The sequence below is a fragment of the Gemmatimonadales bacterium genome, assembly GCA_041390145.1.
Lineage (GTDB): Bacteria > Gemmatimonadota > Gemmatimonadetes > Gemmatimonadales > GWC2-71-9 > SPDF01.
Map to the genome: position 1 here is coordinate 15,196 of JAWKQM010000015.1, position 23,407 is coordinate 38,602.

The window sequence follows — 23,407 nt, forward strand, 5'->3', positions numbered from 1 at the left end:
GGAGTACCTATTATGAAGTCCCGTTCCCTGATGGTCTTCGCGCTGCTGGCCGCGGCCGCCTGTGGCGGCAAGAAGCCCGCTGAGACCCCGCCACCGACCCCGGCGCCGGCCCCGATTGACAGCACCGCGATCAAGGCAAGGATGCGGCAGGACTCGATCAACGCCGCTGAGGCGCGTGCGCGCGCCGCCGCCGAGGCTGCGGCCGCCGCGGCCGCGAAGCTGCAGGCGCAGCTGACCGCGGAAGTGACCTCCATGATTCACTTCGACTTCGACAAGTCGGACATCAAGCCGGAGTACCAGGCCGATCTCAACCGGAAGGCCGCCATCCTGAAGGCCAACCCGGCCCTCACCATCCAGATCGCCGGCAACTGCGACAACCGCGGATCTGACGAGTACAACCTTGCCCTCGGCAATCGCCGCGCGGCGGCCGCCCAGCGGTACCTGATCAACCAGGGCGTCTCGGCCGGCCAGATCAGCATCGTGTCGTACGGCGAAGAGCGCCCGGTGGACCCGGCCAACAATGAGACGGCCTGGGCCATGAACCGGAACGACCAGTTCACGCCGACGGCCGGCGGCAACAACTTGATGGCGCCGAAGTGATCCCTCGGATCACGCCGATCCTCGTGGTGGCGACCGTCGCTCTGGGGGGCTGTGCCCTCCGGAGCGACGTGCGCCGGCTCGAGGAGCAGTTGACCACCATGCAGGACGAAAACGCCCATCGGGACTCGATGCTGGCGGCGCAGCTCACGCAGGTGCTCGCGATCCAGCAACAGGCCGGTGACTCCCTCGCCGCGGTAGAGGCCAATCTCCGTGCCTTTCGCGGGGAGACGCTCGGGCAGCTCTACGATGTCCAGAAACAGTTGCTGCAGGTGCAGGAACTGGCCGGTCAGAGCAGCCGGCGCCTCAACGAGCTCCGGGGCGACCTGGATGCGCGCGGGCAGCAGCTGAGCGGGGCAACCCCCGCGGCCGGCGGCGCGAGCGGGGCGGGGGGAGCGAGCAACGCCTCCGCGGTGCAGATGTACGAGGCGTCGCTCCAGCAGTTGCGCCGCGGCAGCACCGGGACGGCCCGCGCCGGCTTCCGGCAGTTCCTCGAGCAGTATCCGACCGCGCCCGAGGCGGCGGATGCGGTGTACTTCATCGGTGAGAGTTTCAGCACGGAGGCTCCCGACTCTGCGGCGACCTACTATACGGAGGTTGCCGACAAGTATCCGTCGTCGCCGCGCGCCGCGAGCGCGCTCTACCGGCTGGGGTCGATGGCGGAGTCCGCCAAGGATACGACGGCAGCCCGCGGGTACTACCAGCGGTTGATTGCAAAGTATCCGACGTCGAACGAGGCGGCGCTCGCCCGCGACCGCCTGAAGGCGCTCGGGCAGTAGCCCGGCGCCGCCCGCCCCGATGGCCGTCCCCCGTGGCGAGATGCCGTTCCTCGATCACCTCGAGGAACTCCGGTCGCGTCTCATCAAGGCACTGGTCGCGGTCATCGTGGCGTTCGGGGCAGGGCTGTGGATTGTCCAGCGCTTCCAGTTTGTCTCCCTGCTCAAGGCGCCGATCGCGCCCTACCTGACCGGCGGACGGCTCACCGTGCTGAGCCCGACCGAACCGGTCATGATCGTCCTCAAGCTTTCGCTCCTCATCGGGCTTGTCCTCGCCTCGCCGTTCCTGCTCTATCAAATCTGGGCCTTCCTGAGCCCCGCGCTCTACGAACGGGAGCGCCGCGCCTTCATCCCGGCTCTCCTCGTCGGGACGCTGCTCTTCATCACCGGGGCCACCCTCGGATACGTCTTCGTGGTGCCCCAGGCCCTGCGCGTCCTCTTCAGCTTCCAGACCGAGGCGCTCCAGCCGATGATCACGTACGACGCGTACTTCAGCTTCGTACTGCAGATCCTCATCGGGCTGGGCCTGTCGTTTGAGATCCCGCTGGTCATCACGATCCTCGCGGCCTTCGGCCTGATCACCCCCGCCGCCCTGAACCGGTTCCGGCGGTTCGAGATCGTGCTCGCCTTCGCCGCCGGTGCGCTCCTCTCGCCGGGCGCCGATGTCCTGTCGATGCTGATGATGACCTTCCCGATCCTCCTGCTTTATGAGGTCGGGGTGGCGGGCGCAATCGTGATGCACCGGCGCCGGCTCCGCCGCGCGGCGGCGGCCGCGGCGGCCGGGTTGATCGCGTTGGCGCTCTGGGGGGCGCCGCTGGAGGCCCAGAACCCCACGCTGCCATCGCGGCCACCCAAGGGAATGGCGGATTCCGCGGTGCGTGCCACCCCCGGAGCCGCGCCGGGCGACTCAGCCGCCCTCGCGCGTGTGGAAGGCGGTCAGCCGGTGGACACCGCCGCCGCCCGTCGGCTCGGGCTGCCCACCGCCCCGGTCTTTCCCTTCCCGGCTCCCGACTCGACCATGCAGTTCCTCCTGCAGCGGCCGGGGTACGTGGTGACGCGGTACCGGGCCGATTCGGTCACCCTGTTCGCCGACCAGAAACGGATTCTCATGGTGGGCGACGCCCGCACCGAGCGCGAAGGGGCGACGCTGGAGGCCGGGGAGATCGATTACCAGGATGCCATGGGGATGCTCGACGCCCGCGGGTCGCCGATGCTCTTCAGCGAGGGTAACATCCTGGTGGGCAAGGAGATCCGATACTATACCGAGTCAAAGAGGGGCGTCGTCAACGGCGCCCTCACGAGTTTTGACCAGGGCGGTGCCGAATGGTTCCTCCGGGGCAGTATTGCCCAGGACTCGAGTTCCAAGCGGATTTATGCCGCCTCCAGCGAAATCACCAGTTGCAACCTTCCCGACCCCCACTACCACTTCTCCGCCGGCGAGGTGAAGTGGATCAGCGGGACGGTCATGGTCGCGCGTCCGACCGTGCTGTACGTGCGCGACGTCCCGGTGATGTGGTTGCCGTTCGTGTTCCAGGATGGCCGGCCCGACCGCCATTCGGGGATCCTGGTGCCCCGGATCGGCTTCAACGACGTGGTGCGAACCTCCCAGAGCTACAAGCGCCAGATCACCAACATCGGGTACTACTGGGCGGCGAGCGACTACTTCGACATGACGGTGCGATTCGACTGGCTCGACCAGCGGTACTCCACCCTCGCCGTCCTGGGGCGGTACCGGTGGCTGGATCGTTTCACCAACGGGTCGATCGGCTTCAGCCGGCAGTGGGCCAGCGAGGGCGGCCGCTCGACCGGGATCATCTGGGACCATCATCAGGTCTTTTCCCTGAACAGCTCCATCAATCTCTCGCTGAACTATGTGACGAACAGCAGCATCGTGCGCAACAACGCGATCGATCCGCTGCTGACCACGCAGCAGATCACCAGTGCCCTGAACTACACGCACCGGTACGGCTGGGGCACCCTCACGCTCGGCGGCAACCTCCGGCAGAACATCGAGAACAACAGCCTGACCAGCCAGCTGCCGGCCATCACGCTGAGCCCAAAGCCGGTGAACATCGGCGCCAACGTCACCTGGTCGCCGGGGCTGTCGTTCACGACGGAGTGGCAGCGGAAGCAGCCGCTGTCGCCGCCGACGGTGGTCACCCTGCCCAGTGGCGCCGTGGACACCCTGGCCAACACGTTCAATGCGCGGGCCACCACCTTCAGCCTCGAGACGCCGCTCCGCATCGGGAGCTTCAATTGGCGGAACAGCGTGCGTGTCACCGACCAGGAACGGGATGTTCCCTCGTTGAGCGGCGTCTGGGTGCCCGATACCGCCAATCCCGGCGACTCGGTGTTCGTCACCCAGACGTACAGCGGGACCTACTCGACCGGCCTCGATTGGGACACCGGCATCAACCTTCCGCTGCTCTTCCGCGGCTCCTGGAAGCTGCAGCCATCGGTCGGCGTGGCGAACGTCGCCAGTGGCCAGCCGTACCTGGTCCGGAACCAGACGACCAACGGCGAGTGGGTGGCGCAGTCGAAACGGGTCGCCTTCAACATCAGCGCCAGCCCGACCTTCTTCGGCTTTTACCCGGGATTCGCAGGCTTCCAGCGAGTGCGCCACAGCTTCACCCCGGTCATTTCCTACTCCCTGTCGCCCGAGGCCGCGATTCCGGAGGACTTTGCGCTCGCGACCCAGACCGTGGGAACGCGCACCCTGCAGCTCACCAGTCCCCGGACGGAGCGGCTGTCGATCGGATTGAACCAGAATATCGAGGGGAAGAAACTCGCCGCCGGCGCGGACAGCACGGCCGAGGGCGCCGGCCGGAAACAGCGGGTCCTGAGCATTACCACCAGCCCGGTCGGCTACGATTTCGAGCAGGCGAAGGAGCCGGGGCGGAACGGGTGGACGACGCAATCGCTCACCAACTCCTTCCAGAGCGACCTCCTGCCCGGGTTCAACCTGGCAATCACCCACGACCTCTGGAACGGGCCTGTCGGATACGACTCCTCCTCGTTCGATTTTGCCCTCCAGCAGATCGGGCTCAGCTTTGCGGTGTCCTCGGCCACCTTCGCCCCGCTGCTTCGGCTTTTTGGCCTCGCCACGCCGAGCGCCAGGCCGGGCGCGGAACCTGATCAGGGGGGGTATGTGGCCGATACCTATCGCCCGGTCCGGCCGGGGCCGGAGGCGATCTATGGCAACAATCTTGGCCCCACTCCCCTCGGCAGAGCGTTCCGCGCCAATGTCAGCTACACCTACCAGAAGAGCCGGGTCGGCGGCCTGACGCAGTCCAACATCGGGTTCAACACGACGTTCTCGCCGACACCGCTGTGGGGCGTCTCCTGGTCCACGCAGTACAACGTGACCGACGGGACGTTCGAATCCCAGATCATCCGGCTGGAACGCGAACTCCACGAGTGGCGGGCCGGCTTCAACTTCGTCCGAAATCCCAACGGCAACGTCACCCTGTACTTCTCGATCTCGCTGACCGACCTCCCGGAGATGAAGCTCGACTACAACCAATAGCGGCTCCGGTCGCAAACGTCCCCGTGAGCGGACAGGGGACCGATTGCCGCAGTCATCTAACCCGTTGTGTTGCCGTTGTTTATGGCGTTGAACCTCATGGCATGGACCGTGCTTCTCACCGGGTGTCCCCTCTTCGAGGAATTCTGATGCGTTTCGCCTGGGCCGGTGCGGCCATTCTGACACTCGCTGCCTGCGACACCTATACCGATCCCTACGGTCCGCCGCAGGGCGGAATTCAGCCGCCGGTGGCCCTGTACTACCAGCTCGATCCCGTCGGCACCGGCACGGCGCCCTCCGGGGTCCTGCTCAGCTGGCCGGATGACGGCGACCCCAACCTGGCCGTCTGGAACATCTACTCGCGCGGGTCGACGTCGGAGGCGTTCGGGCTCCGCGCTTCGACCACGTCCAACACCTTCCACGACAACGGGCCGCCCGACCTCCAGTATTACGTGGCCGCCGAGGATCTCTCCGGGTTCGAGAGCGGGCCGAGCCCCACGGTCACCATCGACGAGCGCCTCATGTTGCCGGCGCCGGCCACCCTGCTCAGCACAAGCCTCGACGGCGCCATTGCGCTGGCCTGGGCCGACAACGCCCACGCCGCCTCCCCCTCGCGCTTCTCCGACTACCGGATCTACAGCGCGGCGTACGACCTGGACGCCGGTCTCTGCGATGTGAACTGGTACCTCGAGGGCACCACGGTGGCGCCCGAATTCATCGCCGGTGCCTTGCCGAACGGTCAGCCGCGCTGCTTCGCGGTCACCGCCGTCAGCCTCGAGGGGTACGAGAGCCTCTGGTCGCCCATCCGCGCCGACACGCCGCGGCCCGACGCCCGGAATGTCGTGCTGTACGCCTCTGACATCACCCTGGCGCAGAGCGGCTTCCGGTTCTGGAAGGACCTCAACAACGATTTCCTGGTGCAGCCCAACGAGCTGGGCCTGGTCGGTTCCGGTTCCGCGACAGACATCGATTTCGTGGTCGAACGGAACGGCGTCAGCGGGCTGCGGCTTCGGCCGGTTCGGGCCGGCACCGGCGTCGAGTTCTATGGCAACACCCCGGTCGGCGACTTGACCGACATCGACTGGGCACCGAACCAGGTGTACAGCCCGCTGCCCATCGACGCACTCGTCGGCTGGGGGTATGTCTTCGAGATGAGCGCCGGGGATGCCTTCGCTCGTTACGGAGCGCTCAGGATCAGCCATGTCGGGCAGGACTACATCATCGTCGACTGGGCCTATCAGACTGACCCGGGGAATCCCGAGCTCGTGCCCGGGGGCGGTGTGCGCACCGCCCGCCCGACCGGCGTGACGGTCAGGCAGTAGTCCGGCCTTGTGTCGGCAGGGGAGTTCGGGCAATTTCGACCGATGCCTACCGACACCCTGACGCTCGACGGCCAGTCACTCACCATTTCCGATGTCGTCCGCGCGGCACGCCAGTCAGCGTGCCGCGTTGGCATTGCGCCCGCCGCACTGGGGGCGCTCAAGGCCAGCCGGGGGCGCGTGGAAGCCGCCCTGGCATCGGGCCAGACGATCTACGGGATCAACACCGGCTTCGGGAAGCTCGCCAACGTGCTGATTGCGCCAGGCGACCTCGAGCGTCTGCAGGTCAACCTGATCCGCAGCCACGCCGCCGGTGTCGGCGCACCGCTGCCCGCCGAGGTGGTCAGGGGGCTGATGATTCTCCGGGCCAACGTCCTGCTCCGCCCGACGAGCGGGGTCCGTCCCTCACTTGTCGAGGCGCTGGTCGCGCTGCTCAACGCCGGCCTCATCCCCGTGGTGCCGGAGCAGGGCAGTGTCGGCGCCAGCGGGGACCTGGCGCCCCTGAGCCACGTGGCACTCGTCCTGATGGGAGAGGGGGAGGTGCTGCAGGGGGGACAGCGGATCCCCGCGGGCGCCGCGCTGTCGGCGGCCGGCCTGACCCCGCACCGATTCGCACCGAAGGAAGGACTCGCCTTCATCAACGGCACCCAGGCGCAGACCGCGATGCTCGCCCTCCTGGTGCATGATGCCGAGGTCCTGTGGCGGAGTGCGGTGGGCGCGGCCGCCATGAGCCTCGAGGCCTTGCGGGGCACGCCGACGCCCCTCGACGAGCGGATTCACGCGGCGCGTCCCCACGCGGGCCAGATCGAGGCGGCGCGCCTCATGCGCGCACTCCTGGCGGACAGCGTCATTCGTGATTCACATCGCGAGGATGATCCCCGCGTCCAGGACGCGTACAGCCTCCGCTGCACACCGCAGGTCCTCGGCGCCGTCTGGGACGCCATTGCCTTTGCCGCCCGCACGGCATCGATCGAGCTGAACGCCTCCACCGACAATCCGCTGGTCTTCGAGAATGGTGACGTCCTCTCGGGCGGCAATTTCCACGGGCAGCCGGTGGCGCAGGCGCTCGATTTCCTGGCGGTGGCGCTCACCACCCTGCAGGCAATCGCGGAGCGGCGCGTCGAACGGCTCGTGAATCCCGATCTCTCCCAGGGGCTGCCCGCCTTCCTGACCGCCGATCCGGGGCTGTCCTCCGGCTACATGATGGTGCAGATCACCGCCGCCGCGCTGGTCGCGGAGTCGCGGACGCTGGCCTACCCGGCGAGCATCGGGTCCATTCCGACCGACGCGAACCAGGAGGATTTCGTCCCGATGGGCATGGGGGCGGCGTACAAGGCGCGTCGCATCCTCGACAACGCCCTGCACGTGGTTGCCACGGAACTCCTTTGCGCCGGGCAGGGCCTCGACCTGCTGCAGCCGCTGACGCCGGGGCGCGGGGTTGGGCGGTTGCACGCGCGGCTCCGCGGGCTGACGCCAGCTGTCCCGCCGCTCGCCGAGGACCGCCCACCCGCGCCGGACCTGGCACGCCTTGCCCTGGCCCTCCGCGAGGCGGTCTTCGATCCCGCCACCATCGCGTAGCTTGCTCCCCCCCTGCCGCCTCCATATCTTACGGGGACGTGTGCCCCATAAGTCCAAGTCCTGTCGCTGTTTTCCTCCTTCTCTGGCCGAGCCCGAATGAACCTCGATAAGCTCAAAGACACCGCCAGGAAGCATGAGCAGAAAGAAGACTGGCGGAAGGCCATCGAGGTCTACCAGCGAGTCCTGCAGGCGTTCGAATCCGGCGAGGAAGCGGCACCCGACCTGGCGCTGTACAACAAGGTCGGCGACTTGCACTTGAAGGTCGGTGACATTCCCGCGGCGGTGCGCTCCTACGAGCGGGCCGTGGAGCTCTACAGCGAGCAGGGCTTTTCCAACAACGCCATCGCCGTCTGCGGCAAGATCCTCCGGTACGACCCGCACCGCACCCGCACCTACATCCAGCTCGCCAGGCTGCACGCCAAGAAGAACATGGCGGGCGAGGCCAAGAAGAACCTCATCGAGTACCTCGAGCGAATGAATCGCGAGGGACTCCGGGACGACGCGTTCCGGGACGTGAAGGCCTTCGCCGACCAGTTCGCGAGCAGCGACGAAATTCGCATCATGCTGGCGGAACTGCTGCGTGTCGCGTCCCGTGGTGCGGAGGCGCGCGAACAGCTCGAGAAGCTCGCCTCCGACCTCGAGAGCCGGGGAGACCAGGCCGGGGCCCAGCGGACCCGCGACCGCATGCACGAAATGGAGTCCAGCGAAGCACCCGCGCCGCCGCCGGAGGACGCGCCACGACGCAGGGGCGACCTGGTCTTTCTCGACATCGGGCTCGACACCCCGTTCGGTTCGCCGACCGGTTTCGGGGCGCCAACCCGCGAGGTGCGGTTGGTCGAGGAGCCGGACGCGCCGCCGCCCTCGCTCGACCCGCCGACCGGGGAAGTGACAATCTCGGCGTCCGACCTGATGCAGTCAGACATCGAGGACACCGAGGCGGCAGAGTTCGACGTGGTACCGGTGGAGGGGCTCGAGCGGGTGGAGGCGGGGGCGCTCGACGAGATGGAGATCCTGCCGGTCGATCCCGACCTGGTGGCCGATCAGACCCACCTGGAGCCGGACGAGGCCCCGCCGCCGGTCGACGGCTTTGAGCCAGGCATGGCCGACGACACCGGCACCGTGCCCCTGGTCGCCAATGATGTCACCGGCCTCGTGTCCGACTTGACGATTGATATCACGACCGCGTCGCAACTGGACGAGGACGCGCCCGAGCGCATCGAGGAGGAGCCACTCCTCGGGGATCTCGAGGTTTCGATCGAGACGGACCAGGAGAGCTACGCCGTCGAGGTGCCGCCCGTCTGGGACGTGGACGATCCGGCACTTGAACTGGTCGACGAGGCCGCCGGCACGGAGGGCGCCGAGGCGACCGAGGTGGTGGAGCTGCCTCCTGAAGCGCGGGTGTCCGCGCTCGAGGACCGGGTCCTCGACGATCCCGACAATCCGGACGTGCACCGCGCACTGGGCGAGGCCCTCCTGTCGCTCGGGCAACGCGAGCGGGGGATCGAGGAGCTCGATCTGGCGTTGAGCCGCCTCGAGGAGCTCGAGGATTGGGACCGCGCCAACGATGTCGCGGAGGAACTGGCCCGGCTCGAGCCATCCGAAATCCGGTACTTCCAGAAGCTGGTCGAGTTTGCCTATCGGGTCGGTCACCGGGGACGGGTCGTCGAGGCATACCTGGAACTGGGCGACGCCCTGGTGCGGATCGGTGCCGTCGAGAAGGCACTGGCGGTCTACGGCCGCGTCGCCGAGAGCGAACCCGACAACGCACGGGCGCGCGCCGCCATCGACTCCCTCGCCCCGCCGCCGCCGCCCACACCCCCGGTGGTGTCCGCCCCGCCCGCTCCGCCCCCGTCGGAGGAGTTCGTGGATCTCGGGGCCATGCTCCTCGATGGCGATGCCAGGGAGAAGCCGAAGGACACCCGGATGCGGGTGCAGGACGAGGAGCCGACGGGCGATGAGGAGCGAGATTTCGCCGAGATGCTGAAGCAGTTCAAGCGGGGGCTGGACGAGAACCTCGAGGACGAGGACTACCAGTCGCACTACGACCTGGGCATCGCGTTCAAGGAGATGGGGCTGCTCGACGAGGCCATCGCCGAATTCCAGAAGGCCCTCCGCTCGCCGGATGCGCGCCTGCGCACGTCGGAGGCGCTGGGCTCGTCATTCTTCGACAAGGGCCAGTTTGCCGTGGCGGAGGCCATCCTGCGCCGCGCCGTCGACGGGCTGAGCGGCCAGGACAACGAGAAGATCGGCCTCCTGTACTGGCTCGGCCGGGCGCTCGAGGCGGAAGGGCGGGGGAACGAGGCCCGACCCTACTATGAGCGGGCGCTGGCGGTGGACGTCAAGTTCATGGACCTCAATGACCGGCTGAAGGCCATCCTGAAGGGCGGGGCGTCGTGACCCAGGCGACCCCGGCGACCCTCGCCGACATCCAGGCTCCCGTGCGGGCCCGGCTGGAGGAGGTGCGGTCGGAGCTCCGGCGCATCGTCGAGGCCGACTTCGGGCTGATCGCCGAGGTCAACGCCCACCTCCTGCAGATGCAGGGGAAGATGCTCCGTCCCACGCTGCTGCTCCTGGCCGACGAGGCCACGGGGGAGCCCGACGAGCGCGCGCCCACGCTGGGCGCCGTGGTCGAGCTGATCCACCTCGCCACCCTCGTGCACGACGACTCGGTGGACCATTCGGTGCGCCGGCGCGGGATGCCGACGATCAACGCCCTGTTCAGTCACCAGGTGTCGGTCATCATGGGCGACTACCTCTACTCCCGGGCGGTGATCGAACTGGTGCGCCTCGCCGATCTGGAGCCGCTCCGCATCCTCGGCCGCGTGACCAACGAGATGACCGTCGGCGAGATGCGGCAGCTCCTTGCCCACGACCGGCTGGCCTTCTCGGAGGAGCAGTACGACCTCCTGATCACCGCCAAGACGGCCTCCCTCCTCTCGGGCGCCTGCGAGACGGGCGCCATTCGGGCCCCGGCGGTCCAGCGACAGGCCATGCGGGAGTTCGGGCTCCGGCTGGGCATGGCCTTCCAGATCGTCGACGACCTCCTCGACTACACCGGGGACGCCTCCGTGACGGGCAAGCCGGTCGGTGCGGACCTGCGGGAGCACAAGGTGACCCTGCCCCTGATCTACGCCCTGCCCAGGCTGAGCAGCGCGCAACGCCGCGCGGTCTCGGTGCTGATGGAGACCGAGGTCCCCTCGGACGAGCAGATCGCCGCCGTGGTCGACGCGGTGACCGAGGCCGGGGGCCTCGACTACGCCCGCGAACGGGCGCACGCCCTGTCGACCGGCGCGGAGGAAGTCCTGGAGGTTCTCGCCCCGAGTCCGGCGCGCGAAGCGCTCCGGGCGAGCATTCCCTTCGTGCTGGATCGGAGGAGCTGATGGCAGGCGGACCACGTCGCCCCGGGTTCTACCTCGGGGTGCTGACCACGGGATTCCTGGCGGGAGGCTTTCTGACGGCCCTCCTGCGGCAGTTCCTCCCCGAGAGCGCGGCGCGAGACTTTTTCACCACGGCGGTCCATCCGACGCTGGGGCCTGTCTCCGTGGACCTGCTGGTGCTAGACTTTACGCTGGGACCGGTCGGGCTGGATGTGACGTTGCTGAGTCTGGTGGGCGTCCTCGTGGCCTATTTCATCGCGCGGTCCCTCTTCTAAAGGCGGTCCGTATGCTTGGGAATCTCGGCTTTTCTGAATTGATGATCTTGATGGTGGTCATTTTGCTGGTCTTCGGCGCCAAGCGGTTGCCCGAGATCGGCTCATCCATCGGCAAGGGGATCAGGGAGTTCAAGCGCAGCATCTCCGATGCGGGTGATGCGATCAACAGCGCTCCGGATGATCGCACGCAGCTGCCGCGATCGATGGACGCCCCTCCGCCGAGCAACAGCGCCAGCGGTTCGGGCGAGCCGAAGCGGCTCTCGCAGTAACCCCGGTCGTTGCATGGCCAAGGGGCCGGATCGGGCATCACGCCGATCCGGCCCCTCGTCAATCCCCTCACCCCCAGTGTGGGTCAGCGGCTGGGGGCGCCCCCCAGGGCCGACGACGCGTTCGCTTCGGCCTGTGCCGACGTGGGGAAGAGGCCCTCTCGGCGGTCCACGATCTTGGCCGACGCCTGCAGCGCGTCGAGGTAGCTCCGGGCCCGGTCCTGCCGGGCGCGTCGAATCGCATCGGTGCGATACTCGTCAAGCCCCTTCCGGAACGCCGCGGTATCCGCCGGGGTCCGCTCGAGCACCCGCACGACGTAGAGACCATCCTCGGTATCGAGCACGCCGCTCAGCGTTCCGACCGGCAGGGAAAAGACCGCGCCGGTCAGGATCGGGTTGGGCACCGGGGACTCCACGCGGCTGAAGGGGCCGAGCTTCCGGTACGGCAGGCCCATGGCCGTCGCCGCCTGCTCCATGGTGCTCCCCTCCTGGACACGCTTCAGATAGCTCGCCGCCATTTCCTTGCCCAGCTCCGCCTTCTTGTCCTGCATCACGAGGCTCGCCACGGAGGCTTCGATGTCGGCCAGCGGGGGGACGCCCTCCGGCACGATGCTGTCCAGGCGGAAGAGATAGAATCCGCTCGGGATTTCGATGATCGGGCTCACTTCGCCGATCTTGGCCTGGAAGGCCCACGAGCCGGCGTCGGGGATGACCCGGACGCCGAGTTGCACCTGTGTCCCCTTCTGGACCGGCGGCGCGGTGCCGATCGGAAGCTGCAGCGCGCTGGCGGCGGTGTCGAGCGCCGCGGGGTCGAGGCGGCTGGCCCCGAGTTCCTCGAGCGAATCGGCGCGAGCGTCGAGCTCGTCGCGGTGCGCGCCCACCACCTCGATGGGAATGAGGATGTGCCGCGCGGTCGCCTTGTTGCCCTTCCGGCTGGTCACCTCGATGAGGTGATAGCCGAAATCGGAGAGCACTGGCATCGAGATGGTGTTCAGCGGCAGGGAGAAGGCGGCGCTGTCGAACGACGCGACCATGGCACCGCGGGTCCATTCGGGCAGCTCACCGCCGTTGGCGGCGGAGACACTGTCCGCGGATTCCCGCGCGGCGATCTCCGCAAAGGGGGCGCCGTCGAGAATTTCCTGCCGGGCGGAGACCGCGCGCTGGTAGGCGGCGGCGGTGTCGCTCGCGTTGGTGCCGCGGGGCACGGCGATGAAGCTCAGGTATGCGGTGGCCGGCCGGGAAAACCGGTCGGGATGCGCCTTGTAATAGGCCGCGATCTCATCGCTGCTGGCCAGCACGGCGCTGTCGGCGACGGCCCGGCGCGGCAGGATGGCCACCAGCTCGACGGAGGCCATTTCATTCCGGTCGCGGTACATCTGCCAGAGCGCCGGGTTGGAGAGGTAGATGTCGGCCGTGACGACCCGGAGCAGCTTGCTCTGCAGGATCTGGTCGCGGTATTGCGCCTCGAGCAGCGGGATGTACTGCTGACCGACGTCGGACGCGAGCCAGCGCTGGTACTTCGACCGGTCGAACTGGCCGTCGGTCTGGAATTCCGGCCGCGTCTGCAGCTGCGAGGGCGGGAAGCTCTCGATGGCGTTCGCGATTTCCTCGGGCGTGGCAACCAGGCCCCGGCGCTTGTATTCGCGCTGGAGGACCGTCGCCTCGACGATCTGCTGCCAGACCTGGTTCCGGATCTGGACCATGTCGTCGAGCGTCAGCGGCTTGGTGGAGGCCTGCTGCTGCTGCTCGATGGTCTGCTGGACCAATGAGGTGTAGTACCTCGCCTCGATGGTCTGGCCGTCCACCTTGCCGGCGCTGGTCTGGGACAGGAGCCCCGTCCCCCCGGAGAGCCCGCTGAGATCGAACACCAGCCAGAGGAAGAACGAGGCGGTGACGATGTAGATGAGGGGCTTGGCACTGTTGCGAAATACTTGCATCGACATGGGTTGGGATCCCGGCTCCGGACACGGTGGAAAAAGAGGGATAAGTCTAAGTGGGGCAACGGACATTCTCAAGCCAAGCGGGCCCGAGGACGGTTGACAGCGCCCCGCTTTGACCTTACTCTGAAGTCAATCCCCGCAACAACTTACGCGTCCAGGGACCGGAATGGCCTACTCTCGCGAGATGGAAAAACTCGAGCGTCAGTTCGCGGAGAACCCGCGGCGCTTTGCCGCCCCCTTCGCGGATGCCCTCCGGAAGAGCGACGACGTTGAGCGCGCGCTCGAAGTCATCCGGGTCGGCCTCGAGCTCAATCCCGACTACATCCCCGGCAGCGTCATCCTCGGGCGGTGTCACCTCGACCTCGGCGATGACAACAGCGCCGAGGCGGCCTTCTCACGCGTGCTCGATCTCGACAACGAGAACGTCATCGCGTTGAAGTCCCTGGCCGACATCATGGAGCGGCAGGGGCGGAACGACGAGGCCGTCAGCTTCCTGGCGTACTTGCTCGACGTGGACCGCAGCAACGACGAGGCACGGGAACAGCTCGCCCGCATCCAGGCTCTTCCCGCTGCCGCGGCCCAGGTGGCTCCGCCGGCTGAGGTGGCCGAGCCGAATTCCGCCGAGAGTGCGGAGCCGAGCCCGGAGTTTGGCGCCCCTCCCGGCGATGCCGCAGACATCCCGACGCCCGTGGACGAGTTCCTCGAGCCGACTGCGCTTTGGGAGCCGCCCGTGGAGGTGGCCGAGGCTTCGATTTCCTCCTGGGTGGAGCCCACGTCGGCGGAGACGATCGAACCGCCCATGCTGGGGGAGTCCCTGCTCGACGAGCCGCCGTCGGTCGCGGAGGTCTCGCCGGTGGAAGGACTCGAGTCGGCGGAGCTGGAATCGAGTGCGGACGCGGCGCCCTTCGACGACTTCGTGCTGGAACGCGAGGAAGAAATCGTCCTGACGAGCATGTCTGGTGCCGAGTACCAGGTGGCCAATGATTCCGAGGCGCTGCTGGAGCACACACTCTCGGCGCCGATCGAGGAACCGCAGGACGCAGCCGAGCCCGAGTCCGAGCTGCCGACCCCGGAGCCGGAAGTCGAGGCCGAGCCCGAGCCCGAGCCCGAGCCGATGTTTGCCAGTGCCGAGTCGGTCGTCGCCGAGCCCGAGCTGGTGATTGCCGATGCCGAGCCCACGTTCGGCGAGCCGGAACCCGAAGTCGAGGCCTCCGTCGAGGTGGCAACGGAAGCGGTGGTGACGACCGCTGAGGAGAGCGTCGAGCAAGTCGTGGCGGCGGACGACAGCGATGACGTCGCCCCGGCGAGTGCGCTCGAGGAGGAGTCGCCGCTCGAATGGGCCATGCATGTCGGTGAGGAGCGGGAGTTCCACCCGGCTGAACCGACGCATAGCGGCACGCACGCGCCCGACAGCTTCGACGACGCCATGGCGGGCATCGCGCCGGTGGACGAGGACCTGGTGGACGACGAGCCCGACGCCGACGTGGAGGAGAATGCCGACGGTGAGGCGCCCGTCCTGATGGTGACGGAGAGCATGGCCGAGTTGTACGCCGGCCAGGGGCACCCGGGCGAGGCGCTCGGCGTGTATCGCATTCTCTACGACCGGAATCCCGACAACGAACGGCTGCGCGTCCGAATCCAGGAGCTCGAGTCCGTGATGGCCGCCAAGGTGCTCGAGGATGCCGCGCCGTCCTACGCGGCGTCGGTCACCGGCGGACAGGCGGTGGCTTCGTTCCTCGGCGCCATGCTCGGCGCCCGCCCGGCGGCGGTGGATCTCCCCGAGCCCCCGGCGGCGCCTGACCTCCCCGCGGGCGATCCTGACGAGACAGATGATGGTGAGGAGGCGGTCGCGTCCGGCGCGCCCACGCGACCGGCGATTGACCGCTTGTCGCTCGGCGCCATCTTCGGGGAGGATCCCTCGCCCGTGCCGCCCGCGGAGAACAGCCCGGCCGGCGACAGGGCGGAAGGTTCCGCCGGCTTCTCCTTCGATGAGTTCTTCGGTGGTGGCGATGCGGTGCCGACCGGCCGCACCTCGTCAGGCTCGGTCCGCGCCACGCGAGCATCCGACGACGAGGACGACCTCGACCAATTCCATTCCTGGCTGCAGAGCCTGAAGCGCTGATGCGGGTCGCCGTCCTCAACGGCCCCAACCTCAATCTCCTGGGTGTGCGCGAGCCCGAGCGCTACGGGCGGCACACCCTGGGGGACATCGAAGCAATGGTGCAGGAGGAGGGAGCCCGCCTCGCGGTCGAGCTGGAGTGGTTCCAGACCAATCATGAGGGAGCCCTCGTCGACGCGGTGCAGGCGCTGCGGGGCCGGGTGGACGGAGCGGTCGTGAATCCCGCCGCCTTCGGACATACCAGTCTCGCGTTGCGCGATGCCTTTCTCGCAGTGCAGGTTCCCTTCGTCGAAGTGCATCTCACGAACATTTTCGGGCGCGAGCCGGAGCGTCGGCACACCGTCCTGGCCGACCTCGCGGTGGCCGTGATTGCGGGTCTCGGGGCCCAGGGGTATCCCGTGGCCCTGCGAGCGCTGGTGGATCACCTGCGTGCCGGCTGACCGGCGCGCGGAGCGCCAGGCGGGCCTGCGGGCATTGCTGGCCACAGAGGGTGTTGATGCGTTGCTGGTGACGCACCTCCCCAACGTTCGGTATCTCACAGGGTTTACGGGCTCCGCCGGCCTGCTGCTGGTCCGGCACGACGATGCGGTGCTCTTCACCGATTTCCGGTACGCGACGCAGGCGCCGGTCGAGGTGGGCGATGCGGCCGCCGTCGAGATCGACTCCGCCAGCGTCTGGGACCGGCTCCAGGCGGCCTGTGGCGAGCGCCCCGAGGAGACGGTCGGGTTCGAGGCGCACGCCCTCACGGTTCGGGATGCGGGGCGGCTGAAGAAGTGCGCGCCGCGGACGGCACCGGTGGGAGAGCTGGTCGAGCGGCTGCGCACGGTGAAGGCGCCCGAGGAGGTGGCGGCGATTGAGGCGGCGGCGGCGCTGGCGTCGGCCGCGCTTGCCGAGGTCCTGCCGACGATCCGCCCAGGGCAGTCGGAACTGCTCGTGGCGAGCCGGCTCGAGGCGGCACTCCGACGGCGCGGGAGCGAGTGGCACCCGTTCCAGACGATCGTGGCGTCCGGTCCGCGCTCCGCGCTGCCGCACGCCCATACCACCGAGCGGGTCATTGAGCCCGGGGAGTTCCTGCTCATCGACTTTGGCGCGCAGGTGGACGGCTATTGCGCCGACCTGAGCCGGACGGTGATCGTGGGGGGGCGGGCCGACGAGAGGCAGCGGACCGTCTACGAGGCGGTGCGGGCGGCGCAGTGGCGGGCCCGGGAGGAAATCAGGGCCGGGATGACGGGGCGCGAGGCCGATGCGCTCGCGAGGGACTTGCTGGCGGCCCGGGGCCTCGCGGAGGCCTTCGGACATTCCCTGGGGCATGGCCTCGGCCTGGAGGTGCACGAGGCGCCGCGGTTGAGCACCACCTCGGCGTCGGTTCTTCCCGTGGGTGCGGTGGTCACGATTGAGCCGGGGATCTATCTTCCCGGGTGGGGTGGAGTGCGGTTGGAAGACGATATCGTCCTGACGGCGGCCGGACCGCGCGCGCTGTCAGACGGACTGACCGACCTGGTCGAGCTAGTCTAACCGCGGGCTGGGGCCCGCGCCGGAGGAGGAGCGCTCGTGAACGCCGACGAAATGAAGCAGCTGGCTCAGCTGCTCCAGAAGATGCCGGGGATCAAGTCCATCGAGCTGAAGGACGTCAAGAAGCTGGCCCAGCTGCTCCGGGACTCCCCAGAGCTGGGCTCGATTGAGGTCACCGGCTTCTTTGGCACCGGTGTCGTCATCACCCGTACCAACCAGGGCGTCGCGCCGGCCTATCCGCAGATGCCCACGATGCCCCCCCCGCCGATGATGGCCCCGGCCCCCGCGGCCGCGGCGCCCGCGGCAGCGGCCGGCGCACCACCCGCCGCGCCGCCAAGCACGTTGAAGGATATCAAGTCGCCGATGGTCGGCACCTTCTACAAGGCGCCGGAGCCGGGAGCCGATGCCTACGTGAAGGTCGGCAGCCGCGTCACGGCGGGGCAGACCGTTTGCATCATCGAGGCGATGAAGATCATGAACGAGATCGAGGCCGAGGTCACCGGGGTCATTCGCGAGATTCTCGTGGAGGACACCCAGCCCGTCGAGTTCGGGCAGGCGCTTTTCCGAGTCGATCCCAATGGCTGACGCCCCGGCTCCGGCCGCCGTACCGTTCAATTTCAAGCAGGCCATCGCCGAAATGGTCCGTCGGAACGGCTCGGACCTGCTCCTCAAGGTGGGGCGCCCCCCGACCGTGCGCGTCAACGGTGAGCTGACCGGCCTCGACTTTCCGCCCCTGCGCCCGGAGGACCTCAAGGCGCTTGCGGAACAGATCATGACGCCGCGCCAGGTCAAGGAGTTTGCCGAGAAGAAGGAGGCAGACTTTGCCATCGGCGTGCCGGGGGTCGGCCGGTTCCGGACCAACATCTACCAGCAGCGGGGCACGCTCGCCTTCGCATTCCGCGCCATCCCCTACGAGGTCAAGACGATCCGGGAGCTGAAGCTCCCCCCCGTCCTCGAGGAAGTCTCCGCGCGGCCGCGCGGGCTGGTGCTGGTCACCGGTATCACCGGGTCGGGGAAGTCCACCGCGCTCGCGGCGATGATCAATCACGTGAACCAGAACCGCCGGGTGAACGTGATCACCATCGAGGACCCGATCGAGTTCCTGCACCGGGACCAGATGGCCAACATTTCGCAGCGCGAAGTGGGCAGCGACACGCTCACGTTTGCCGCGGCGCTCCGCCATGTCCTGCGGCAGGACCCGGACGTGATCCTGATCGGCGAAATTCGCGACGCGGACACCCTGGATACCGCACTCAAGGCCGCCGACACCGGTCACCTCGTCTTTTCCACGCTCCATACGACCGACGCGACCCAGACGATCAACCGCGTCATCTCGTTCTATCCCCCGCACCAGCACCAGGAAATCCGCTCGCTCCTGTCCACCGCCCTCCAGGCGGTCATCTGCCTGCGGCTGGTGCCCAAGAAGGACGGCAGCGGCCGGGTGCCGGCGGCGGAAGTGCTCATCAACACCGCCGCGGTGGCCGACAACATCCGCGACATCGAGAAGGCGCTCAACATCCCCGACCTGATCGCCGAGGGCACCATCTCCTACGGGATGCAGTCGTTCGACCAGTCGCTGATGAAGTGGTATCGCGAAGGGGTGATCTCCTACGAGAGCGCGCTCTTCTACAGCAGCAACCCGAGCGAGTTTGCGCTCCGGGTGTCCGGCGTCAGCTCGGCGTCGGACCAGACCTTCGGTGACGGCGAGAAGGGCGGGGCCGGGGGCATCACGCAGGGCTTCGTCCCGTGACGATCAAGAAGGTGCTGGTTGCCAATCGCGGCGAGATTGCCCTCCGGGTCATTCGGGCCTGCCGCGAACTGGGCATCGCGACGGTCGCGGTCTACAGCGAGGCCGACCGGGAGTCCTTGCACGTGCGGTTCGCCGACGATGACGTCTGCATCGGCCCGCCACCGGGGCGGCTCTCCTACCTGCGCATTCCCAACATCATCGCTGCCGCGGAAATCACCGGGGCGGACGCGATCCACCCGGGCTACGGCTTCCTGGCGGAAAACGCCGAGTTCGCCGACATCTGCCGCGCCTCCAACCTCACCTTCGTGGGCCCGACCGGCGACCAGATCCGCCAGATGGGCGACAAGGCGACGGCGCGCCGGCTGGCCAAGGAGGCGGGAGTGCCGACGGTGCCGGGTTCACCGGGCACCATCGAAGACGCCGACGAGGCGCTCGCGGCGGCCGAGGAGATCGGCTTCCCCGTGATCATCAAGGCCACGGCGGGCGGCGGCGGGAAGGGGATGCGGATTGCGCTCGACGCCGAGCAGTTCGCCCAGTCGTTTTCGCTGGCACAGAACGAGGCGCTCTCCGCGTTTGGGAACGGCGCCGTCTACGTCGAGAAGTACCTGGCCCGGCCGCGGCACGTCGAGATCCAGGTCATGGGCGACAGCCACGGCAAGGTGGTCCACCTCGGTGAGCGCGACTGCTCCGTGCAGCGGCGCCACCAGAAGCTGATCGAGGAGAGCCCCAGCCCGGCGTTGACGGAGGATTTGCGCGCCCGGATGGGCCAGGCGGCGGTGCAGCTGGCCTCGGCCATCGGCTACGTCGGCGCGGGCACCATCGAGTTCCTGCTCGACGAGGACGGCAGCTTCTACTTCATGGAAATGAACACGCGCATCCAGGTGGAGCATCCGGTCACGGAAATGGTGACCAGCTTCGACCTGGTCAAGGAACAGCTGCGCGTCGCCTCCGGCGACCCGATCAGCTTCCGCGGCGACGGGCGCTACCTGCGCGGGCACGCCATCGAGTGTCGTATCAACGCCGAGGACCCGTACCGCAATTTCCAGCCGAGTCCCGGGCTCATCACCGCCTATCACCCGCCGGGCGGCCCGGGGATCCGGGTGGACACGCACGTGTACGCCGGCTACACGGTTCCTCCGTACTACGATTCGCTGCTGGCCAAGGTGATCGTGCACGGCAACAACCGGGCTGAGGCGCTCACCCGGATGGGCCAGGCGCTCGACAGCTTCATCCTCGAGGGCGTCACCACGACGATCCCCTTCCTGTCGCGCGTCATTCGCCATCCTGATTTTGTGGCCGGGACCGTGGACACCAAGTTCCTCGAGCGTGAGCCGCAGCTGCTGAAACCCGAGGCATGAAGCTCGACGTCGTCTTCGCGCCGCTGGGGCTCCTGCCCGGCCAGGCGACGGGGCGGACGATCTTCGTCATCGACATCCTCCGCGCCTCCACCGTCATCTGCGCGGCGCTGCACCACGGCGCCCGCGCCATCCTCCCCGCCTCCACCACCGAGGAGGCGCTCCGGCTCGCCCAGACGATCGGGGGCCCGGAGGTGCTGCTCTGCGGGGAGCGCGGCGGACTGCCCATCCAGGGCTTCGCCCTCGGCAACAGTCCCCTTGAAATGACGGCCGATACGGTCCGTGGCCGGACGCTGGTCATGACCACGACCAACGGCACACCCGCCCTGCTCGCCACGCAGGGCGCCGCATCGGTCCACCTGGCCGCCGCGGTCAACCTGTCGGCCGCCGCCGCCAGCGCCCGGGACGCCCTCGACGCGCGGGGGGAATTGCTGATCCTCTGCGCCGGACGGGAACGGTCCTTCGCCCTGGACGACGCGTACGCCGCCGGCCGACTCCTGGTGGCGGCGCTCGGAAGCAACCGGAAGCGCAAGGGGATGAACGACGCCGCCCTCGCCAGTCTCGACCTGGTCCGCCGGTACGGCAACGACTGGGAACGCCCCCTCCGGGCCAGCCGCGGCGGGGCAGATATTGTCGGGCTTGGCTTCGACGCCGATCTCGTCGACGCCGCCAGGCAGGATGCCTACCCGGTGCTTCCGATGTACCACGAGCGACGCATCACCGCCGCGCCTCCCCCCGCGAGTCTCCTGTGACCGACGACGCCCGCCGCCGCCTCGGCGCAGTCACCGCCCTTGTGCTCGGCCTCTTTGCCGGCCTCACCCTGCTCCCGATTTCTCTCACGGGGCCGCTCGGCGAGGCGCTCGGCGGGTTCCTCTGGGCGTGGCTCGGCATCGGGGCGCTCGGGGTGCCGCTGCTGGGACTGGGGCTGGGCCTGGCAGGGTTCGACCGGCTGCCGCGGCTCGACATGAAGCGGGCCGCCATTCTTGCCGCCGGATTGAGCGTGGTGGTGCCGTACGTGGTTGGCGTGCTCAGCCACGTCACGCCGGACGACCTCGTCCCCGATGTCGCCGGGCGTGCGTTTGGCGCCCGCATGACCGGCCTGGCACCGGGCTTCCTCGCCTCCGGCATCTACAACATCGTGGGATTTGCGGGGGCCCTGCTCCTCGGATTCCTGGCGCTCTCGGCGCTGACGCTGCTCACCGTCGCCTGGCATCCGCTCCAGCGGCTGGAACGCCAGCCGGAGACCGAGGAGGAGAAGGCCGCCGCGCCGCCGCGCCGGATGGCCCCGCTCCCGCCCGTCGAGGACGAGGAGGACGAGGAGGAGGCGCCCACAAAGGGGGCCGGCCTGCGGAAGGCGCGCGAGCCGAAACCGCCGAAGGCCAAGCCCCTGGCCCCGGCGCCGGTACCGGACGTCGAATCGGAGCTGCCGCCGATCGAACTCCTGCAGGAGCCGCCGCGACGGGATATCGACGCCGGCGAAGCGCAGCTCGACCGACTCGGGCAGGTGCTGCTCGACACGTTGCGGACCTTCAAGGTCGACGGCACCATCGCCGGGCGAACCACCGGCCCCGTCGTGACCCAGTTCGAAATTGTGCCGGCGCCCGGCGTCAAGGTGGGCCGCATCGCGGCGCTGGCCGACGACCTCGCCCTGGCCATGCATGCCCCGTCGATTCGCATCGTGGCGCCGATTCCGGGCAAGGGCGCCGTCGGGATCGAGGTGCCGAACCCGACGGCGCGCATCGTCTCGATCCGGGAACTCATTGCGGCGCCGGAATGGGAGCGCTCGCGCGCCACGCTGCCGGTGGCCCTCGGCCGAGACCTCGAGGGCCGCCCGGTCATTGCCGACCTCGGCAAGATGCCCCACCTCCTCATCGCCGGTGCCACCGGGTCAGGCAAGTCGGTCGCCATCAACACGATCATCACCAGCCTGGTGTACCGCTACACGCCGCACGACCTGCGCATGCTGATGATCGACCCGAAGATGGTCGAACTCTCGATGTACAACTCGCTGCCCCACCTGCGGCACAAGGTGGTGACCAACAACAACGAGGCGGCGACGGCGCTGAAGTGGGCGGTCTGGGAAATGAACCGGCGGTATGAGCTGCTGCATGCGAATAGCGCGCGCAACCTCGCCGACTTCAACCGGAAGGTGGCGGAGGGGAAGCCGCTCAAGAACCCGGCGCGGCCCAAGCTCACGCTCACGACGGTCAACGACGAGCCGGCCGACACCCCGCCGCCGCCCCCCGAGGAGGAGGCGTACACCGAGGGTCACCTGCCGTTCATCGTGCTCTTCGTGGACGAACTGGCCGACCTCATGATGACGGTGCAGGGCGAGGTGGAAACGCCGCTGGCGATGCTGGCGCAGAAGGCGCGGGCCATCGGCATCCATTTGATTCTCGCCACGCAACGCCCCTCGGTGAACGTCATCACCGGCCTCATCAAGGCGAATTTCCCGAGCCGCATCGCCTTCCGGGTGGCGTCCAAGGTGGACAGCCGCACCATCCTCGACCAGAACGGCGCCGAGGCGCTGCTGGGCAACGGCGACATGCTTTTTCTGCCGCCAGGCAAGAGCGAGCCGCTGCGGCTGCAGGGCGCGTTCATTGGCACCGAGGAGTCGGAGCGGGTCATGGAGTGGTACGTGAAGCGGCGGGAGGCGCGCCAGGCGGCGGCCAAGGAGTCCGCCGAGGCGGAGAGCGACATCCTGGAGACGGTGCGGGCGCTGGAGGCGGCGGCGGCGGGCGGGGGGAGCGCGGACGGCGGCGATGGCAGCGAGCGCGACAGCCTCTTCCGCGAGGCCGCCGAGGCGTGCATCCAGAACCAGAACGGCTCGACGTCGCTGCTGCAGCGCCGGCTCCGGATCGGCTACGGCCGGGCGGCGCGCATCATCGACCAGCTGGAGATCGCGGGCATCCTCGGTCCGCCCGACGGCTCGAAGCCGCGCGAGGTGCTGATCGGGTTCTCGCAGCTGGACGAGTACTGCTCCTAGCGCCACGGGCGGGCTCTGCTGGTTGCCCGGGTCC

18 protein-coding genes are annotated in these 23,407 nt (G+C 68.4%); 17 read left to right on the forward strand and 1 reads right to left on the reverse strand.

Annotation, left to right across the window (positions count from 1 at the left end; translation table 11 throughout):
* Window positions 1–12: 12 nt before the first annotated feature.
* From pal to R2910_12620, 9 genes are all read left to right on the forward strand, one after another.
* Complete coding sequence (gene pal / locus R2910_12580; protein ID MEZ4413816.1) at window positions 13–600, forward strand: peptidoglycan-associated lipoprotein Pal; 588 nt, start codon at window positions 13–15, stop codon at window positions 598–600.
* The gene (locus R2910_12585; GenBank protein MEZ4413817.1) at window positions 597–1,376 is read left to right on the forward strand and encodes a tetratricopeptide repeat protein; all 780 of its coding nucleotides are present in this window, start codon (window positions 597–599) and stop codon (window positions 1,374–1,376) included. Before pal ends, R2910_12585 begins: the two co-directional genes overlap by 4 nt.
* 19 nt (window positions 1,377–1,395) lie before the next feature.
* Complete coding sequence (gene tatC, locus R2910_12590) at window positions 1,396–4,899, forward strand: twin-arginine translocase subunit TatC (protein MEZ4413818.1); 3,504 nt, start codon at window positions 1,396–1,398, stop codon at window positions 4,897–4,899.
* Between the two features lie 146 nt (window positions 4,900–5,045).
* Window positions 5,046–6,218: a hypothetical protein gene (locus R2910_12595; GenBank protein MEZ4413819.1), complete on the forward strand. Its 1,173-nt coding sequence runs from the start codon at window positions 5,046–5,048 to the stop codon at window positions 6,216–6,218.
* A 42-nt stretch (window positions 6,219–6,260) separates the two neighbouring features.
* Window positions 6,261–7,793 (forward strand): histidine ammonia-lyase, encoded by a 1,533-nt coding sequence (gene hutH / locus R2910_12600; protein MEZ4413820.1) that lies wholly within the window; start codon window positions 6,261–6,263, stop codon window positions 7,791–7,793.
* 96 nt (window positions 7,794–7,889) lie between these two features.
* A complete protein-coding gene (locus R2910_12605) occupies window positions 7,890–10,190 on the forward strand; it encodes a tetratricopeptide repeat protein (GenBank protein ID MEZ4413821.1) in 2,301 nt (766 codons plus the stop codon).
* Window positions 10,187–11,173, forward strand: a complete 987-nt coding sequence (locus R2910_12610; GenBank protein MEZ4413822.1) for a polyprenyl synthetase family protein — start codon at window positions 10,187–10,189, stop codon at window positions 11,171–11,173. The genes R2910_12605 and R2910_12610 overlap by 4 nt, the downstream gene beginning before the upstream one ends.
* Complete coding sequence (locus R2910_12615; protein ID MEZ4413823.1) at window positions 11,173–11,445, forward strand: DUF4321 domain-containing protein; 273 nt, start codon at window positions 11,173–11,175, stop codon at window positions 11,443–11,445. The genes R2910_12610 and R2910_12615 overlap by 1 nt, the downstream gene beginning before the upstream one ends.
* A gap of 11 nt (window positions 11,446–11,456) precedes the next feature.
* On the forward strand, window positions 11,457–11,714 hold the full coding sequence (locus R2910_12620) for a twin-arginine translocase TatA/TatE family subunit (protein MEZ4413824.1): 258 nt from the start codon (window positions 11,457–11,459) through the stop codon (window positions 11,712–11,714).
* Window positions 11,715–11,797: 83 nt separating this feature from the next.
* On the opposite strand, the gene R2910_12625 is transcribed toward R2910_12620, so the two are convergent.
* Window positions 11,798–13,654, reverse strand: a complete 1,857-nt coding sequence (locus R2910_12625; protein MEZ4413825.1) for a peptidyl-prolyl cis-trans isomerase — start codon at window positions 13,652–13,654, stop codon at window positions 11,798–11,800.
* Window positions 13,655–13,817: 163 nt separating this feature from the next.
* On the opposite strand from R2910_12625, the gene R2910_12630 reads away from it, so the two are divergent.
* Genes R2910_12630 through R2910_12665 form a run of 8 tightly spaced genes read left to right on the forward strand, consistent with a single transcriptional unit; the run spans window position 13,818 to window position 23,373 of the window.
* On the forward strand, window positions 13,818–15,773 hold the full coding sequence (locus R2910_12630; GenBank protein ID MEZ4413826.1) for a hypothetical protein: 1,956 nt from the start codon (window positions 13,818–13,820) through the stop codon (window positions 15,771–15,773).
* Window positions 15,773–16,210, forward strand: a complete 438-nt coding sequence (gene aroQ, locus R2910_12635; GenBank protein ID MEZ4413827.1) for a type II 3-dehydroquinate dehydratase — start codon at window positions 15,773–15,775, stop codon at window positions 16,208–16,210. Before R2910_12630 ends, aroQ begins: the two co-directional genes overlap by 1 nt.
* Window positions 16,200–17,285 (forward strand): aminopeptidase P family protein, encoded by a 1,086-nt coding sequence (locus R2910_12640; GenBank protein ID MEZ4413828.1) that lies wholly within the window; start codon window positions 16,200–16,202, stop codon window positions 17,283–17,285. The genes aroQ and R2910_12640 overlap by 11 nt, the downstream gene beginning before the upstream one ends.
* Before the next feature lie 36 nt (window positions 17,286–17,321).
* Complete coding sequence (accB, locus tag R2910_12645; GenBank protein MEZ4413829.1) at window positions 17,322–17,867, forward strand: acetyl-CoA carboxylase biotin carboxyl carrier protein; 546 nt, start codon at window positions 17,322–17,324, stop codon at window positions 17,865–17,867.
* Window positions 17,860–19,032, forward strand: a complete 1,173-nt coding sequence (locus tag R2910_12650; GenBank protein ID MEZ4413830.1) for a type IV pilus twitching motility protein PilT — start codon at window positions 17,860–17,862, stop codon at window positions 19,030–19,032. The genes accB and R2910_12650 overlap by 8 nt, the downstream gene beginning before the upstream one ends.
* Complete coding sequence (accC, locus tag R2910_12655) at window positions 19,029–20,390, forward strand: acetyl-CoA carboxylase biotin carboxylase subunit (GenBank protein MEZ4413831.1); 1,362 nt, start codon at window positions 19,029–19,031, stop codon at window positions 20,388–20,390. The genes R2910_12650 and accC overlap by 4 nt, the downstream gene beginning before the upstream one ends.
* Window positions 20,387–21,139, forward strand: coding sequence for a 2-phosphosulfolactate phosphatase (locus tag R2910_12660; protein MEZ4413832.1), 753 nt, complete (start codon window positions 20,387–20,389; stop codon window positions 21,137–21,139). The genes accC and R2910_12660 overlap by 4 nt, the downstream gene beginning before the upstream one ends.
* On the forward strand, window positions 21,136–23,373 hold the full coding sequence (locus R2910_12665; protein ID MEZ4413833.1) for a DNA translocase FtsK: 2,238 nt from the start codon (window positions 21,136–21,138) through the stop codon (window positions 23,371–23,373). The genes R2910_12660 and R2910_12665 overlap by 4 nt, the downstream gene beginning before the upstream one ends.
* The last annotated feature ends 34 nt before the right edge of the window (window positions 23,374–23,407 follow it).

What these genes read in the sequence shown, in the direction of transcription:
- R2910_12650 (MEZ4413830.1), top strand. Translation starts at nt 17,860, where the DNA reads ATGGCTGACGCCCCGGCTCCGGCCGCCGTACCGTTCAATTTCAAGCAG.
- R2910_12660 (MEZ4413832.1), top strand. Translation starts at nt 20,387, where the DNA reads ATGAAGCTCGACGTCGTCTTCGCGCCGCTGGGGCTCCTGCCCGGCCAG.
- R2910_12630 (MEZ4413826.1), top strand. Translation starts at nt 13,818, where the DNA reads ATGGCCTACTCTCGCGAGATGGAAAAACTCGAGCGTCAGTTCGCGGAG.
- R2910_12625 (MEZ4413825.1), bottom strand. Translation starts at nt 13,654, where the DNA reads ATGTCGATGCAAGTATTTCGCAACAGTGCCAAGCCCCTCATCTACATC.
- R2910_12615 (MEZ4413823.1), top strand. Translation starts at nt 11,173, where the DNA reads ATGGCAGGCGGACCACGTCGCCCCGGGTTCTACCTCGGGGTGCTGACC.
- tatC (MEZ4413818.1), top strand. Translation starts at nt 1,396, where the DNA reads ATGGCCGTCCCCCGTGGCGAGATGCCGTTCCTCGATCACCTCGAGGAA.
- R2910_12595 (MEZ4413819.1), top strand. Translation starts at nt 5,046, where the DNA reads ATGCGTTTCGCCTGGGCCGGTGCGGCCATTCTGACACTCGCTGCCTGC.
- pal (MEZ4413816.1), top strand. Translation starts at nt 13, where the DNA reads ATGAAGTCCCGTTCCCTGATGGTCTTCGCGCTGCTGGCCGCGGCCGCC.
- hutH (MEZ4413820.1), top strand. Translation starts at nt 6,261, where the DNA reads ATGCCTACCGACACCCTGACGCTCGACGGCCAGTCACTCACCATTTCC.
- R2910_12620 (MEZ4413824.1), top strand. Translation starts at nt 11,457, where the DNA reads ATGCTTGGGAATCTCGGCTTTTCTGAATTGATGATCTTGATGGTGGTC.
- aroQ (MEZ4413827.1), top strand. Translation starts at nt 15,773, where the DNA reads ATGCGGGTCGCCGTCCTCAACGGCCCCAACCTCAATCTCCTGGGTGTG.
- R2910_12605 (MEZ4413821.1), top strand. Translation starts at nt 7,890, where the DNA reads ATGAACCTCGATAAGCTCAAAGACACCGCCAGGAAGCATGAGCAGAAA.